The organism is Planctopirus sp. SH287, assembly GCF_056500625.1.
On the sequence record NZ_CM151403.1, the window covers coordinates 4,475,525 to 4,493,144 of the forward strand.

The following is a 17,620-nucleotide window of genomic DNA, read 5'->3' on the forward strand; positions in this document are numbered from 1 at the left end:
CAGACCCATCGAATATCGGGCAATGCGAGCCACAGTAGGGCAGGCCCCCGCCTGCCATTCCAGCCACAGCCATTCCAGTTAAGGACGGCAGGCGGGAGCCTGCCCTACTTTTGTTCACTCGAAGGCGGGCAACGACGCCTCAGGCTCAATCCCATTGGCAAATGAAACCGGGTTTGTGCTGAGCCGAGAAGTTGGGTTGATCTGACCACTGCCCCTGTTGGGACAACAGAATGATGAGATAATCCTCGCCGGTTCCTTTGTTGTTAGGCTGCAGTTTCCCCCAGTGACGGTAGTTCATTTTTTGCCCCGTCACCCAGACCCAATCTCCTTCCTTTGTTTCATCGCTTGCGCCCAACCAGGCTTCAGCTACATTCGATTTTTGCATCAGATCGACAATGAACTGGTTTTCCTGGGCATTGTTGATCACTGCCAGATGTCCGCCGAGCGTCTCACACCGCTTTTTGGCTTCCTGCCACGCGAGCACCGCGCTGAACACTTTGTACGACTTCCCACGAAACTCAACAGCATCGTCGGGCGGAGTGATCTTTTGGGGAGCAGGACTTGTGGCCGTGGCTGGGGATGTCGTTGTCGCTGGGGATGGGGTTGCTGACGAAACTGGCGTTGCGCTGGAGGATTGAGACAATTTCTGCCCCAGCTCCTGAATTTCGATATCGCGGAATTCCACCACGCCTTTGTTGCCGCAGAAGCCGAAGAAGCCCGAGGTGCGATTTCGGCCCACGTATTCCGTCGTTCCCATAAAGCTCGTGACTTGGGAGGCGTTGTGGTTGGTGACCTGCCGGCCATTGACCTTGACGATAATCCGGGAACCTTCAACGCGCGCTTCCATTTGATTCCACAGCCCAATGGCCCGCGCGACAATCGGGGCGTTTGCCGCGGTCATTCCATAGACGGAGCCATGGGCTTGACGGGGATCCCAGGTGGATTTGCTGCGATCCGCAGGAACTCCGTTGACGTCATCGAAGATTTGAATTTCGCCCATGCCCACATGGGAGGGAGTTTCCGTTCCTCCGGGGAACCGGATGGCCAACCCATTGTTGGCGCCGGGCATCAGGCGGTATTCCAGACGCACGATAAAATCGTCATAGCTTTTGGTGGTATAGAGCGTCCCCATTCCGGTTCCCTTGCACCTCAGAACGCCATTCTGGATTTCAAATTCATTGGTCGCACCTTGCCATCCGGTGAAGTCGCGGCCGTTGAAAATGGAAACGAACTGGGCTGGACTTACTGGAACTGGCGACGCAGGAACAATCGGTGGAGATGCTTCAGAGACCGATGGCTGAGCGGTGTTCTGATCCGAGAGGGCTGCATTTATAATGCGAAACCCACTAACACCGACATACCCATAATTCTGTTTTGAAGTATCCACAACTTCCAATGTGACAAGTTGCCCACGAAGCTTGCTGATGTCCCATTGCACACTTACGCCTTGCTGTTTATTCGGGCCGTTCGCTTTGTGAATTCTGGTATCACCGGTACGAAGTGCCGTATAAACCTCGGCGCGACTGGAACCATGGGTCACAAACTCAAGAGTTTGTGCGTTTGAGGGGACAACGAATTGCTGGTACATCCGACCGGTGACACTATCTCCGGCCATCGCACCGTAGGTGGTCATGGCCGTTTCGTTCTTGCCCGGGGGAGTAAACAAGCGAAACCCTAGGATCGCGCCCTCTTCTCTTGTCCATCCATCCCACCCTTGTGAGAAATCGCCATTGACGATCCCAACCGGAAATGAGGATTGGGATACGCTTCCGTTCGGCGGCGCAGGCAATGATGTCGCCGCTCCAGAGGCAGGGAGAGACGAGGTACCGCTGGTCGAAGCCAGCACGACACGAAAGCCAATGCCATCGCGGAAGCGGCCATCGCCAGCGGCATGCCGATTGCGAGTGGCTGAACCTGCAACATTAAAGTATCCCGCACCACGAAGCACACTCAAATTGGAACCGGGGATTCTGGGGTTAATGCCTCCCGGCAATCGCTCCGTGTAACCGTCAACACACCATTCCCACACATTGCCATAAATGTCATATAGTCCCCAAGGATTGGGTTTCTTCAGTCCCACCCGGTGAGCATACCTTTCGCTAATAATGTCAAAGGCGTTGGAGCGAATCCAGCCGTAGTCTTTCAATTGGCTGCTATCATTTCCAAAACTGTATCTGGTCGTGGTTCCGGCTCTACAGGCGTATTCCCACTCGGCTTCCGTGGGCAATCGATAGACACAGCCTTCCGGCAGGCGTCCCGCGCGGCGTTCCTGATCGGTCAGTTTCTGGCAATACACGGTCGCGTCTTCCTGACTGATAAATGTCGCCGGATAGTCGGGGCCGACCTTGTAATGGTGTTGGCCAATCCAGGGATTTGTGCCGATGACGTGCTGCCACTGATCATGTGTGGCTTCTGTCTGCGCCATCCAGAATCCGTGGGTGAGTGTTACGGAAACCTGCGGCTTTTCATCCTGAGCCGCCTCATTGTCCGATTCCGGGCTACCCATCAGAAAATTCCCGGGCGGGCACCAGCAGAATTTGATCTTCCGATCGGTGAACTCACGCACTTCACCAGCGCGCGAGCCATTGGAAACGGACACGGGAACGTCAGTTTTTTGCGGCATGACAGCAGGAGGTGTGGACGTTGTCGTTGAAAGAGAAACTGTCGAGGAACTGCCGCTAGCAGAGGCCATCAACGATGTTGCGTCCTCACTCATGGCAACACGAAAGCCGTTAAAGTCGCTACGGTAATCAGGCTTTAATCCGCGGCGAAGTGCAGAACGGCTGTGCTTGACTTCATGCATCCAACTAGAACCGCAGACCACGCGAGTTCCCGAGGACGTCAGGTTGAATGGGTCAATCTCTATACCTGTGGCCTTGGAATAAAAATCTTTATCAAACCAGTCAGCGCACCATTCACTGACATTTCCGTGCATGTCTGACAGAGCAAAGGCATTTGTCCGACCGTGATTGCCAACGATGGCTGTAAAAACATCTCCATCACTGACTTTAAGATAATCATACTTGGGAAACTTCCCCCCCCAACGAGCGTGTCCAAAAGCATCAGCAATATTGCCGCTCTGCACGAGACCATTCGGGTCATTTCCATGCCACCAAGCGGTCGTTGTTCCTGCACGGCAGGCATACTCCCACTCGGCTTGAGTTGGAAGACGGTAAGCCCGACCTTCTTTCTGACTGAGCCAGGCCACAAACGCTTGAGTGTCGTTCCAAGTGACATTCACGACCGGATGATTGTCATTTTGCGAAAACCCTGTCGACTTCCATGAGTATCCCTTTTTGTTATCGTCGAAGCTTTTTGTCGATTCATTCCAACCCGAGCCTTTGCCGTCCCGTTCGGCTTCGGTTTGATAGCCGGTAGCTTCGACAAATTGACGGAATTGACCGACCGTGACTTCAGTGGCCCCCAAGCGATATGGCCGTGTCAGGCGTACTTGATGAGGTGTTTCATTGCTGTCGCGATTCCGTTCCGAGAAGGGCGATCCCATCTGGAATTCTCCCGGTGGAATGAGCACCAGATCCATGCCGATGGAGTTCTTTTCGATCACCGTTTTTCCCAGCGACTTGGCCCAAGTCTCCTGACCCGTTTTCGCCTGCTCTGCCGAGAACGGGGACTTCATGGGAGTGGCGGTTGTAATAGGTGTCGACACCGAAACACTCCCGACAACTGCGGGTTTCGGCGGCTCATTCACGGTCTTCACCACGCGGAAACCGCTGAAGTTGTTGGTGCTGGCGGGGGCGTCCCGCAGGCGATGGGCCGCGCGGGTGCTGCGGCCGTTGCTGTTCCATGACCCGCCGCGAAGAATACGCACGCTTCCCGGCAAATCGTTCAACGGGTCAATCGCAATGCCCTGACTCCGGGAGACGAAATTCTTGTCATACCAATCCTCGCACCATTCCCGCACATTCCCGTGCATATCCAGAAGGCCGAAGGCATTGTCCCGATACTTCCCCACACCGACCGTGCTGCCCAGTGAAACTCCCGTAACCACAGTTCCATAAGGATAGTTGCCATCAATGTTGGCATCCTTGCCATCGTTGATATCACCAAAGTGAAACGGCGTGGTCGTGCCAGCCCGGCAGGCAAATTCCCACTCGGCTTCAGTGGGCAATCGGTAGCCCCCGCTATTCTTTACAGAGACTTCCGCCATGAAGATTTTGTTGTCTTTGTCCCGCTGAACTTTCTGCAGCACATAATAGAGCGGCAGATTTTCCCGCCATGACAGAGTGTTGCAAAAGTCGATGGCGTCGTACCAGGAGACGTTATCCACAGGGAGTTTTCCCGGATCACGGCCATCAAGTTTGTGCTTGTTCACCCCTTCGGGGGAAAACGTGCTGGGATTTGACCCCATGATCCGTAAATACTCCGCCTGCGTGATCTCCTTCGCTGCCATGCGGAAGGCCCGTGTCAACCTGACCGGATGAGGCTTTTCTTCATCTGCGGAATAGGCGGCTTCCGCCGCGCTGGCCCCCATCGTGAACTCACCGGGGGGGATGAGCACCAGATCCATACCAATGGAATTCTTCTCCACCACCGACTGGCCCAGTGATTTGGCCCACGCGTCCTGAGTGGCTTTGGCCTGAGCTGTCGAGAATGGGGAGACCAGTGGTTTCGCTGAGGCTGCCGAATTGGCCGTTGTGGATGAAAGAATCTTTGCTGAAAGGATTCCATCCAATCTGGGGAACTCTTTCGAGAGATAGGCATTCCCCTGTTGCTTGATCAGCATTTGGTCTGGGGTCTCACCATACTCGGAATTGATCTTGTCAACGACATCCATCCCTTTGGTCACACGGGCAAAAGGGCTGAACCCCTTGCTATCAAGGCGGCGGTTATCGGCACAATTGATGAAGAGTTGAGTCGAGCGGGTATTGCGGCCAGAGGTCGCAAAGGTAAGAGTTCCACGTTCGTTAGGCTGATTGACAGGGTCGTCTGCGAGCGTCGCATCGTTCCACTTGACCTGCACCTGAGGATCGGCGGCGATACCGAACTGCGCCACGAAGCCCGGCACAACACGGAAGAATCGGGTCTCGTCATAGAAACCCGATTTCACCAAAGCGTAGAAACGATCGGCCCCGATAGGTGCCCAGTCTCGGTGGACTTCGACAACAAAATCACCTTTAGTGGTAGTGAAAAGGGCTTCAAACACGTCGGGAACCCGCTCATCCTTCAATCCATCGGGTAAGGAGCTTGAAGCGATTGGCGTATCATCAATCACCACCTTGCCGCTGAGCAGTGAGACCTTGACCAAACGGTTTTCACCGCTTTTCAAAGTGATTTCCCGAGTCCCCCCATCGACCGCGATGCCGTTCTGACGGACTTCTAACGTATGCTGCTTGGTCGGGCTGACTTTAATCGACTTGCCAGCCTGATCGAACGTCACGAAGTGACCATCGAAACTGACCGCCAGCGTCGGATCATCGATTTCAATCCGCAAGACGCCCTGCTCGGTCTGAAAAAAGAACACAACCATCAGCATGAGCAAGGCGGCTGGCCCACCCGCAAGACTCAACCACTTGACCGCAACCGGCTGCGCAGCCCACCACTTCAAGGCTGGAGCCGTCAGCGGTTTCCAGTCGAGTTTCCCGCGACTCTTCCCACCCGCTTTCTTTTTCTTAACCGGGACGGCAGGAACAGAAATGCCACCCGGCCATCCCTTGATCCCCTCCAGAGAAATATTCGGTGTGGGAAACTCTCCACTCATCGCAGGAAGCATGTTCATGGCAGGTGCCTCGGGGGCGTCTTTCGCGTTCACAACGGCCATCTGACGAGAGTCGAGGTTGTTGACACCCAGAATGCTGGGAACGTCGGCAACACTGGCTTTCCAATCAATGGACTTCAGGTCGCGCGTCACATCAGCACAGCGCGCATAGCGATCAGCTTGATTCTTCGCGATCATCTTCAGGCAGATGTTCGCCAACTGAGGGGAAAGGTCAGGCACCAGCGTCAAGGGATTGGGGGGATCGAGCACCGTTTTCTGGCCGATCACCTGCATCGCACTCCCCTGAAAGGGCCATTGCCCTGTCAGAAGTTCAAAGAGCATGACGCCTAAAGCATAGATGTCGCTGCTTTCATCAATGTCATCGACCCGACCATTGGCCTGTTCGGGGGACATGTAAGCCGCAGAACCAAGAATCGTCCCCCCTTGAGTTCGCTCGGCATCGCTGGAGACTTGAGTTTGACGGGCCAGTCCAAAATCCATGATGACCATGCGGCCATCTTCGCGCCGCCGGACGTTGCCGGGCTTTAAGTCGCGGTGGATGATGCCGCTGGCGTGGGCTGCTTCCAGCCCTTTGGCCAGTTGCAGAATGATGTTGACGGCTTCCTTGGGTTTGCGCTTCTTCCCGATGCGTTTCAGAATATCGTGCAATTCTTCGCCGGGAATGAATTCCATGGCGATGAAGTGGGTGCCATCGTGTTGATCAAAATCGAGGACGCGGCAAACGTGCGGATGTTCGATCTTGGCGAGAGATTTGGCTTCAATCTCCATGCGCCGCAACAACTTTTCGGCGTCAACACCATCCAGCTTGGGCACCTTAAGCGCCACTTTGCGGTCGAGCTTGGTGTCTTCGGCGAGGTAAACCGCCCCCATGGCTCCGCTGCCGAGAAACTTTTCGACGCGGTAACGTCCCAGAAAAAATGGAAACTCGGTGAAGTTGGCTTTAGATTCCGGCACAGCATCTCCTGCCCGGCTGGTATCCCCCGCGCGGGGATGTCGTGTGGAATCTGGTGGTGGATCAGAGATTTGCGCCGGTGAACCAGCCGCAGCACGCCGGGGCGGCACGGAACCCGCTGGAGGCTCTGCCATGTTGTTGTCCTCCTCAATTCGTCAAAGACATAAGACTACACAAAGAAACACCGCTCAGCCGGACAAAAACGGGAATTACTTGGCCGAGGCCCGCCAGACCAGTTCCTTATCCGTAGCCGACAACTCGTCCATGCGTTCTTCGATGTCCTTCTTCCAGTCTTCGACGTACTGCACATCGCGTGCATAATCCTGCATCTGGCGACCCAGCTTCATATAGGCTTCTTCATCGCCAGGCTTCGCTTCTTTCAACATCATCCCATGCGTGTAACAAAAGGCGAGAAAGTCTTCGATGGAGCCACCGGGGAAGGATCGAACCTTGTAATCGGCAGGGACATTTTTATACCGCTCCGCAGCGACGCGAATCGATTCCAGATAGCGAATACTGTCCCGCAATTCGACATACATTTTGACCCGGCGGGAGCCATCCAACGCGGTGTCTTTCGTGGCCTCCTGCCGTTTCTTGATGACCTTGGCCTGAACCAGTTCCAGGGCTTCATCAAAGTCTTTCCAGCTTGCGATGCGGGCCGTTGCATCGGCACCCGTCGGAGAATTTAAGACTCGAGTGTACTCGGCCCTCAGTTTATCGACGCGTTGACAATCGGGCAGAAACAATTGACTGAGGACTGCAGGCCACTGGATTTCCAACGGGTTCTGATTGAGGCGAATGACCAGTTGAGATCCCGCCATGGTGGCGGGGCTGAGGTTTAATTGGCCGGCCATGCTGGAAGTGATGTATTCGCTGGAATTCAGGCTGGGAAATTCGCTGGAAGATTTCACTTCCCGCTGTTTCCGATAATGAGCAATTGGCCCCAGCATCTTCAGGAGCGCATTCGGGCCGCGACCACTGAGAACGGCATTGCGGTATTCTGGTGTCGCTGACTTGCTGGCCCACTCGTTGAACTGGCGGTTTTCCAGTTGCCGCTTTTTGGCTTCGATAGGCAGCAAGGCCCGTTCTCGTCGGGGATTGGGCACCATTTCTTTCAGCTTTTCCAGTTCGCCTTCATGCTCTTTCAGTTCCGTGTGGATGCGGGTCCGCTCATTGGTGATCCATTCCAGACGAACCTTTTTCGCAGCGGCTTCTTCACGCTCCACCACCACAATGTCGCGGTACAGTCGATTGATATCGATCACTTGTGCCATGGCTTGCGACCCAAACAGTCCAGGCAACATCATCGAGAGGAGAGCAGCGCGGAGGGACATAATCGAGTCTCTTGAAAGTTTGCAGGACATGCCAGGCGGCGAAGTTGTAGGAATCACTATCAAGTTCTGGAGAGTCTTGTCCTTCAATCAGATGAGTTCTGGAGGAAGGACTTAAAGCAGCGACGGATTGAGCTGGTCTCCCCAGATAACGCTGGAATCGCGGAGCACCATGCCGACAATTTTTTGGTCTTCATCCAACAGAATCCCCCCCCGTTCCAGTGGAGTCTCTTCTGACAGGGGTTTGAACATATGCCGACGTTGCTCATAGAGAAAACTGGCCGGCAGGGAGGTGATCCGAATCCATTCCGGGTCATAAGCCATGAGCGACAAACCATGTCCTCCCTGAGCCGATTCATTGCGAGGAAATGCCTGGTAAGAAACGTAAGTGATCTTCTTGCCTTTGCCTCGCAGGCGTTCAATATCAATCGCTGTAACAGAGCGCCAGCAGTCTTTGCCTGCGACGGTCAGTTCCGCAGGTTCCTGCAAACGGAGCCACGAGATTTGAGAGGCGTGAGCCGGATGTTCAATCGATGAGATCGGGATCGGGATCCCTTGAATCACACAAGCCTGAAGGGAATGACCTTCTTTGGCGACAAGTTGAATGACTCCCTCCAGAGCCATGCCCAGATCCCGGCTGACGACCACGGTCTGAGCATCCCACAGCCAGCCCATTCCCAGCAGATGAGGCCGGGCTTCATCACGAAGATTTCCAATGCCCACCAGCACCAGAAGATCCTGTGGATTGAGCGGGGATTGAGATTTCACCGGCGGTGTTTCGACCAGCGGCGCGGGAGTGGATGAGACAGGCGTGGGCGTGAAAGTGGCAGCCGCAGTCGCGGCAGTCGCCATGGCGGGTTCAGGGGTTAATGTTGCCGCGACGAGTGGTGGCTGGACGGGATTGACGGCAGACATGCCCGCAGGCTGTGTCGCATCAGGCTGTGGCGACACAACCTGTGGCTCATTCTGGGCGTTTGATGTCCCTCGTGTCAGATACATGCCGGAGAGCCACAATAACGGAACCAGCACCACCGCGCTGGCAAGACCGACCAGCACCCCCTGAGGCAGTCGCAGCTTTGTTCCCGCAGAACGTTCATCGGGAGAGGGCTGATCTGATGAGAGGGTGGGAACAGGTTGGGATGGCAACACATTCTGGCTGGCGATGGCAGCCTGCACGATTCCGGGAAGGGGGGCCGCTTTTACGGCAGCCCCCACAGGCTCAAATACAAGTTCTGGCCCGGCTTCGGTCAGCAGGATCGTGTCCCCCGGACTGAGCCAGCCGAATCGTGTGGGCCGCCCGCCGGAAATTCTCACTTCGGCAACATCCACGACTTCAATGATCCAGCGATCCTGTACCGAGCGCAGGACGAGATGATGCGGTTCCAGCCGGGAGTCATTGGGCAAGCTCAGGAGATTATCCTGCGCCCGCCCAATCGTCACAGTGGGTTCATCAAACGTGAACAATTGGCGATCCAGCATCAATCGAATAGGCATACGGTCGTCCGCTATAACTTCGTCAGTATTGGTAAATGCGAAAAGCGGTCTCTCACCCGACAAGAATTCTTCCCTCGGGAAAAATTCACCCCCTGACTTCAGGGATTTGTACGGGTCAAACCGTGGAGAGGGTACACCGTCGTTAGCGAAATCCAGCGGACAATCCCGCTTTCCTTCACGCTGATCAAACCCGGCAGAAATCCAGAATAATAGCTTCACGAATTTACAGAGCTTGCTGAGCGCAATAAAGTGTTTTGAAAAGATAACCGGCACGGTTCAGCAAATATTCATGACTCAACCACAATCAACGCCCGAAGGGACTTCAGGCTCAATCACGCTGCTCTACCGACAATGGCGCGAAGGGCACGACGAGTCTTTAGGTCAACTGGTGGATCACTTCCGCCCGCGACTGCTGGCGCTGGTACGCTCTTCGTTAAAAAATCGTGCAGGACGGATGGCAGATGCCGAGGATGCTCTGCAGAGTGCCGTGATCAGTTTCTGGGAGAAAGCCGGCCGGGGTGATCTCAGCCCCGACATGGATCGTGAAGATCTCTGGAATCTTCTGGGGATGATGACCGTCCGGAAAGCGTTGAAAATTCAGGAACGCGAATTTGCCCAGAAACGAGGGGGCCAGCAGAATTTTGTTGACCAAGGAATCGAGTGGAAACCCGCTTCTCCACAGGGGGATGCACCAGAGTTGCTTTGTGCAGAAATGCTGGAATTGCTCGACGAGGATCTTCGTCCTTATGCGATCTTAAGATTGATGGCCTATACCATTCGTGAGATTGCCGACCAGTTGGACTGCACAGAAAAGAAAGTTGAACGCAAGTTGAATCTGGTCAAACTGGTATGGCAACAGGAAGTGTCCCGGTGGAATTTATAAAAATGGCTGTCGGATCGCCCCCGGAATTTCGCATTTACTTCTGAGAGGAGATTTACGACTTCAATCAACTCTGTCACACCGCTGAGATTCCGGGTCGCTATTGAATGGTCATGTTCGGGAATGGTTGTATGAACTCGCTGGCCGCGTTTGTAGGTGATTTAGATACACTTCGCCGATTAGATGCCGCGTGTGACCAGTTTGAAGCGGAATGGCGCACCGGGAATCGTCCGCAAATCGAAGACTATCTTTCGCTGTTTCGAGAGCATGAGCGCAAAAATCTGCTGGAACTCTTGCAACAACTTCAACAGGAATTGATTCTAAAGGCCGGTCTCAATTCCAGACCTCGCCAGCCTTTTCAAGCACGACCTGGCCTTGCCAGCCAGCAGCAGGGCCGATCCATGACCAGCGAGCCAACACCCTCTTCTTCACCGGTTCCTGCTTCTTCCCCGCGGGCTTCTGATTCGCCGGCTGAGATGGAAGCCACGCTTCTGTTTGGCGCGGGAAGCGGAACACCGGCAACTCCTGGGCGGGAAGTGCATCTCCTCGTTTCTACGGGAACAGATGCCGATTTGAGATTCACTTACACGGAGCACGATACGTTGCTCGTGGGCCGATCAGTGCATGCCCAGCTTCGCCTCAAGGACGATCCGCGCATCTCCCGCCATCATTTTCGTCTGGAGATGAACCCTCCCTCCTGCTTTCTGCTGGATCTGAACAGTTCCAACGGGACCTTCGTTAATGGGGTGCGAGTCACGGAGCGGGATCTGAAAGATGGGGATGTGGTCTCTGTAGGGCGAACCAGGTTGACCGTGCATATCCCGGAACCGGCTACGCCCCAAAAGCCGCGAGAGAAGCCACTTCCGATGGCTGCCCCCAAGCCCACAGTCCCCAAGCCTACCGCCGCGAAGCCCGCTGTCGAGATGGCTCCCAAGCCGCTCAGACAAATGGCCAGTCCTTCGGCGCAAGCCCCTGCCCCGTCGTCACTGGAAGCGGTTGCTGGCCCTCAGATTCCCGGATACCAGCTCTATGAAATGATCGGCGAGGGAGAACTGGGAGCCATCTATCGCGCGGTCCGCAAGGCCGATGGTGAACTCTGTGCGGTCAAATTGCTGGCCGCAGAGGCAAATCAGGAAAGCCGGTCGGTTCAGATCTTTATGCGGGAAGCTTCGATCCTCGCTCAACTGAACCATCCCCATATTATTCGTCTCATCGAGATGGGCCAGCATCAGGGAATGCTGTTTCTCAGTACGGAATACTTCCCTTCGTTACCATGGGCTGAGCTGTCGGCGTCATGGAGTCCTGCGAAGCGAATCCGGATGGCTTGCGGCATGATGTTGCAAATTCTGGGTGCCCTGTCCTTCGCACACAAACGAGGCATGGTTCATCGGGATATCAAGCCCGAAAACCTGTTGATCAGCCGGACGGGTAGCAAGCTGATTGCCAAGTTGGCTGACTTCGGCCTGGCGAAGAATTTTGCCAATGCCGGCATGAGCCAGATGACTCGCAATGGCGATGTGATTGGATCATTGGCGTTCATGTCCCCCGATCAGTTTATTAACTCGCGGGATGCGAAGCCCGGCTCCGATCTCTACTCAGCCGGGGCGACGTTGTACTGGTTAATTGCCGGACAACCACCGATCGTCCTGGACAATCATCCCTGCAAGTTCCTGGCGATTCTTGAAGAACGACCGGCTCCGATCAGCAAAATCTGTCCGGAAGTCCCCCCCGCACTTTGCGAACTGATTCAACGTTCGCTGGAGAAATCGCCCGAACAGCGGTTCGAGTCGGCCTCTGCCATGCAGAAGCAACTCTATGCCATCGTCTGCCAGATGTCCGAGGCTCCTTAAAAGCCGCGTCGCGGTTTTGTCTATGGCAGGAATTCTGTGCGAGATCTCTACGACTTTCACTTTATGTCTGGCTTCCCTCATAACGGTGGCGTTCTGGCGGCGTAAAAGTCCAAACTGTTCAGGACAAATGACGCCCATACGCCGCCACCCTGAACCCGGAAACGGGTTCAGCGGGCCGAAAGTGAAGGCGAGGCTTTCTCACGTTTCAAGCCAGAGAATTCGCCATACACGCTCAATCGCTCGGGTTGTGAGACCACCAGTCGTCCCTTTGTGATCGCCAGATGCCCTCCCCGCTGGTGCTCTCCACTCCATTGCCATTCATGCCATCGCGTGGGTTGACCCGTGGACAGATCAATCTCGAACAGGACATCTCGCGTTGGCCAGAAGACCGAGTTTCTGGAAAACACTCCGCGACCGTAGCTCGTCCACTCGGGATCACTCTGAAGAAACCGCCAGCGTGTCCCGCCTGTCGCCAGATCAAAACTCCAGAGAGATTTGCCGGCTGCGATCAATTGACCATCGGCTGTTCCCAGCAGTTGCGTTAATGGCTCGGGTTGTGGCCTGACCCACTGCACGGCTCCTGTCGAAGCATCGAGTGCATAAAGGTCTTCTCCATCAACAGGCGAGACCAGAATCTGATTCCCGTGAGCGACGCAGGGCATCACCAGATAGGAAGCCCGCTGTGGCCCGTCCTCGCGAATCGACAAGGTGACTCCCCACTCCAGCCGACCGGTTTGACCATCCACGCACATCACGCTTCCCAGTTCGGTCGACAGGTAAACCTTTCCATCATGCAAAGTGGGTAAGTAAAGGCCCAGTTGATTCACATTCGGCAGCAGTTTGGTCATGCCATGCCCGAGTTCTCTCAACCAGCGAAGATCCCCGGTCTCTTCTTCGAGACAAACCAGCCCCCAATCGACGAGTGCCTGGCTTCTGGCAACGATGACATAAACCGCATTGTCCCGCACAACGGGTGTGCCGATAAAATCCCAGCCATCGCCGTCTTCAAACAAATCTTCTGGAGCCACGCGCCAATGGAGCTTGCCCTGATTGGCCCCAAGATCCAGGCAAATTAATGAACTGGAAACGTCACGGGTTTCGTTGGCTGCCCGGAGAGCAATGGGCCAACCCAGGCGGGCATAGAGTCGGTCTTCGGCCACAGTGAGGGAATAGGCCGGATGACCCAGGGAAGGCAAAATCGGTGGCACCAGAGAGTCACTGCCGTTGGGAGGGTAAATCGCGGCTCCCTCTTCCGTGTTGACTTTCCAGGCCGGGTTTCCACGATTCAAATTCCAGGCGAGAATCTGGGATGCTGTGGGAATCAGCACCAGATCTTTCCAGATTACCGGATACGACTGCGGCACATCCGTGAGAAGCCGTGGGTGGTCTGGCGTTTTATAAAACGAGAGCTTTTCCTGAGGGATCACTGCTGACCAGACTTCTTTCCCCAGATCAAAAGCAGGCCCCCGGTCTCCTGTGCGAGCCGGTCTCCCGGCCCACGTGACTGGTAATGTCTGATCCTTGAGAAGAGGTTCCACGCCAGTCAACGGCAACTCCACCGCTTCTGGCAATGCCTCGACCACCCGGGTTTGCTGCTTGAGATCGATGATCAGATCATCAATCAGCTTCCCCCAGAGACCTTCGTGCGTCCCCAATCGGCCAGGTGCTTGTGGAAATTCCCTCTCCAGCAGGCCACGTCCTGATTCAAACGCTGCCCACTCGGCACCATAGAGATCGCAAAGAACAACTCGGGCCAGCAGCCCCGCCGGTTCGAGTTGGCTGTCCGGGTAAGCGGGTAATCCCTCAGGCTCTATTGACCGTTGATGAACCACCAGTCCCTTCTGAAGGCGAGAAGGCAACAAGGAACTCCACAGGCTGCGAGCAACGTTGTAATCTCTTCGTTCAAACGCCCGATGGGCTTGCACATTGATCGCCTCGTCACCGACAGACGACAGCCAGGCCCGCTGAACAATACGATCCACCAGGGCCAGTTCGCCCGTCGTCTCATACTCCTGCCACCAGCGCATGGCCCGGCCATCAAGTTCATTCCGATAAACCTGTCGGCCCGCTTCGGGCCATTGGCTCAACCAGAAGCGAATCGTCAGTTCGACACTGAGATATCTCTTCCAACTTTGAAAGGCCGGTTCAATCGCTTTGCTCATGCCCTCTTCACGAACCAGAGTGTTCAGTGGAACGGGAACCTGATCCAGTGGCAGCAACTCCCCGGCCGATTGATCCAGGAGCGTGTCTAACAACTGGATGGCCTCGCTCCATTGGCCCGCTGAAGTGTGTTCTTTGGCCACATCCAACTGACGAATGACCGGCGTGGGAAGATCGAACGACCAGTTTTCACGCAGTTTGCGAGCTTGGACAAGTGGTTGTTCCGGCATCTGTGCCAACGAGACCGAAGAAAAGCAAAGCCACAGCCATCCCAGACTCACACAATGCAGGCACATGCCATACAGCCACATGCCATTCCGGCCTGACCACAAAGCCTTCCTGTTCAAGAATGATCGACGTTGCGGTTGCCAAAGGAACGACGCGGCTTTCTTCCTGTCCACCAACATACCGCCCCTCACCAGATCCCCTGATCGCCCCAAGCTTGCCACATAGCCCCAGTTTGACGGCAGAACAGAGAATTCGCATAGAAAACTTATAAAACGCTGACTATTTCTGTCTGGCCTGACGGTCATGCGAAAAACATCAAGACTGCCTCTGATCGCCGTCGAAGCAAATCCATTCGACTCTCGTCAGTGACGGAACTTGTCTTGCCCTGTTTGAAAAATACAAGCTATGTTCTCGACAAGTGGCGTTGGCACATGTTTTTCCCATCGTAACCTTTGCTCAGGTTTTAACCGAAAGAGTCCCATGTCCGGACAGCAGCTTGCAAAGAAACTGGCCGACAAGTCGGCAACTATCGGCGTCATTGGTCTGGGCTATGTTGGCCTGCCGCTGATCCGCGCGTTCACATCGGCCGGATTTCGCTGCATGGGCTTTGATGTCGATCAGACAAAGGTCGACAAGCTCAAGGCTGGCCAAAGCTATATCAAGCATATCGAAGCCAGCCTCATCACGGGCCTTATTAACGAAAAGAAGTTCGAGCCGACTGCCGATATGGCACGCCTGAGTGAGGCCGACTGTGTCATTATTTGTGTCCCGACTCCCCTGAATGAGAGCCGCGATCCTGACCTCAGTTATATCGAAGGGACGGCTCACTCTATCGCCAAGGCCCTTCGCCCCGGTCAGTTGATCGTGCTGGAAAGCACAACGCATCCCACCACAACGCGCGTCAACGTTCTCCCCGTACTCGAAGCGACGGGCATGAAGGCGGGCCAGGATTTCTTTCTGGCCTTCAGCCCCGAACGCGAAGACCCCGGCAACCCGACATTCAGTGCCGAAGCGATTCCCAAAGTTGTCGGTGGCTACGATCCCGTCAGCACCGAACTCGCCTGTGCGATGTATAGCAAGGCCGTCGTGAAGGTCGTGCCCGTTTCAAGCATGGAGATTGCCGAAGCCTGCAAGATCCTTGAAAACACCTACCGCGCGGTGAACATTGCGCTCGTCAACGAGCTGAAAATGCTCTACGACAAGATGAACATCGATGTCTGGGAAGTGATTGATGCCGCAAAAACCAAGCCATTTGGTTTCCAGGCCTTTTATCCTGGCCCGGGATTGGGTGGTCACTGCATCCCGATTGACCCCTTTTACCTGACATGGCTGGCGCGCAAACATGGTGAGCAGACCCGCTTTATCGAACTAGCGGGCGAGATTAACGTCCACATGCCCAATTATGTGATCACTCGCCTGGCCGAGTTCCTCAACGATGCCGGTAAGCCGATTAAAGGGAGCAAGATCTGCATTCTGGGAGCGGCCTACAAGAAGGATGTCGACGATCCGCGAGAAAGCCCGTCGTTCGAGTTAATGAAAATCCTCGCTGAACGAAAAGCCGATCTCACGTATAATGACCCGCATGTTCCCGTTCTGCCAAAGATGCGGCACTATCCAAACCTGCCGCATATGGAAAGTCAGGAACTGACACCTGAATTTCTGGCCGCTCAGGATTGCGTGCTGATCTCCACCGACCACTCGGCCTACGACTATCAGTTTATTGTCAACCACGCCAGGTTTGTTCTTGATACTCGCAACGCGACAAAGAACATCAAAGAAGGACGAGAGAAGATCCGTAAGGCGTGATGCTGTTGAATCCCGAAAGGGACTGAACCGCAGAGGGGATGCGACGTTGTCAATTCCAATGGCTATCTTCGCGTCGTTGTTGGCCTAGTCGCGGTCATGGGGCGACGGCTGATTTCATGCCAGTGGCGCAGATCGATGGCATAGCCGCTACCGAAGCTCCCGACATCCGTGGCATAACGATTAAGCCGGCCCAACTTCTGGGCGGCAGTCAGTTCCCCTGGGCCACTGTCACCCGGCGCTTTGCCCCATTCGATCTGCGATCCCGTCTTAGTCAGAATGATGAACTCAGGAACTGAGGCCGAAGGCTTTGGCTCTTTGCTCTTGTTTTCTTCTGTCAGCAGGACAGGCCCACGGAAACCATCCTGATCTGACCGTCGTTCTTCTGGGGGGAGATCACCCAGTGAGCGGGTGTCTGTCATGAATTCGGTGGAAGCGGCTGGAATAATGGCTTCCAGTCCGAGTTGATGCCAGTCGGCTTCTAAAAGCTGTGCCAGGCGAGCCGCGCTTTCTACAATCGGGTCTCCCCAGGAGGTGCCAGGAGCACCGGCGGGTTGAGTGGTGATGCCTCGTATTTGAGGGAAGCTGGCAATCGCGTCGCGACGAAAATCCTGTGGTGGTAACAGAACACCATCCGCAGCGATGGGATAAACACCTTGCGGCCGTTCGACCATGGCCACCGGGCGGCGATACTCCACACGGACAAGCCCTTTCGCCGGAAAAGAGAGACGCACCTCTTCCACTTGAGCAATCCAGGGATGATGAGAAAGCGTCCACGCAATTTTCTCAGCGGCCCGTTGATCGAACAAAGAGAGGGAACTGACACCGGCAATCTGCTCGAACTGCTGAGCCAGATTTTGCGGTAAGTCTTCCGGGCCGGGTGGAAGTTCCAACTGTGACCAGGAAAGCTGGTATTCCGTTTGTTGATCCAGCCGGGGAACATGACGAAGCCAGGTGGGCAGCATCACCAGTGTGGAAAGAGAAACAGCAAGCACAACCAGAATGCGTGGGCGAAATAGCCGCATCCAGGCTGAAGATTGACGGGCCGTCTGGTGGGTCATCTGGCGAACTCAGTGAGGCCTGCTCTGCTTCGCAACGAAGTGGAGAAGACCCTTAAACGAAGTGATGCCAGCATCCCTGCCGGTGGGAGAGAGAATCGTAAGAAGCCCGTATGTCAGGAGACAG

The 17,620-nt window shown here is 55.1% G+C and carries 8 protein-coding genes; 3 read left to right on the forward strand and 5 right to left on the reverse strand.

Annotation, left to right across the window (positions count from 1 at the left end; genetic code table 11):
• Positions 1–145 precede the first annotated feature (145 nt).
• The 3 genes from SH287x_RS16620 to SH287x_RS16630 form a co-directional block, all read right to left on the reverse strand.
• Positions 146–6,823 (reverse strand): SUMF1/EgtB/PvdO family nonheme iron enzyme, encoded by a 6,678-nt coding sequence (locus SH287x_RS16620; RefSeq protein WP_479515505.1) that lies wholly within the window; start codon positions 6,821–6,823, stop codon positions 146–148.
• 75 nt (positions 6,824–6,898) lie between these two features.
• Complete coding sequence (locus tag SH287x_RS16625; protein WP_479515506.1) at positions 6,899–8,023, reverse strand: hypothetical protein; 1,125 nt, start codon at positions 8,021–8,023, stop codon at positions 6,899–6,901.
• A gap of 111 nt (positions 8,024–8,134) precedes the next feature.
• A complete protein-coding gene (locus SH287x_RS16630; protein ID WP_479515507.1) occupies positions 8,135–9,514 on the reverse strand; it encodes a hypothetical protein in 1,380 nt (459 codons plus the stop codon).
• Between the two features lie 289 nt (positions 9,515–9,803).
• Between SH287x_RS16630 and SH287x_RS16635 the strand changes: the two genes are divergently transcribed.
• Together SH287x_RS16635 and SH287x_RS16640 are read left to right on the forward strand one after the other, a co-directional pair.
• Entirely contained in the window at positions 9,804–10,397 is a 594-nt protein-coding gene (locus SH287x_RS16635) for an RNA polymerase sigma factor (protein WP_479515508.1), read from the forward strand.
• A 128-nt stretch (positions 10,398–10,525) separates the two neighbouring features.
• Positions 10,526–12,244, forward strand: a complete 1,719-nt coding sequence (locus SH287x_RS16640) for a protein kinase domain-containing protein (RefSeq protein WP_479515509.1) — start codon at positions 10,526–10,528, stop codon at positions 12,242–12,244.
• Between the two features lie 167 nt (positions 12,245–12,411).
• Here the strand turns inward: SH287x_RS16640 and SH287x_RS16645 are convergent, their stop codons facing one another.
• Positions 12,412–14,715 (reverse strand): outer membrane protein assembly factor BamB family protein, encoded by a 2,304-nt coding sequence (locus tag SH287x_RS16645; protein ID WP_479515510.1) that lies wholly within the window; start codon positions 14,713–14,715, stop codon positions 12,412–12,414.
• Positions 14,716–15,112: 397 nt separating this feature from the next.
• Between SH287x_RS16645 and SH287x_RS16650 the strand changes: the two genes are divergently transcribed.
• Positions 15,113–16,438 carry a nucleotide sugar dehydrogenase gene (locus tag SH287x_RS16650; RefSeq protein ID WP_479515511.1) on the forward strand — a complete coding sequence of 442 codons (1,326 nt, stop codon included), beginning with the start codon at positions 15,113–15,115 and terminating at the stop codon, positions 16,436–16,438.
• Positions 16,439–16,500: 62 nt separating this feature from the next.
• Here SH287x_RS16650 and SH287x_RS16655 read toward each other — a convergent pair whose 3' ends face one another.
• Entirely contained in the window at positions 16,501–17,496 is a 996-nt protein-coding gene (locus SH287x_RS16655) for a cell division protein FtsQ/DivIB (RefSeq protein ID WP_479515512.1), read from the reverse strand.
• Positions 17,497–17,620 lie beyond the last annotated feature (124 nt).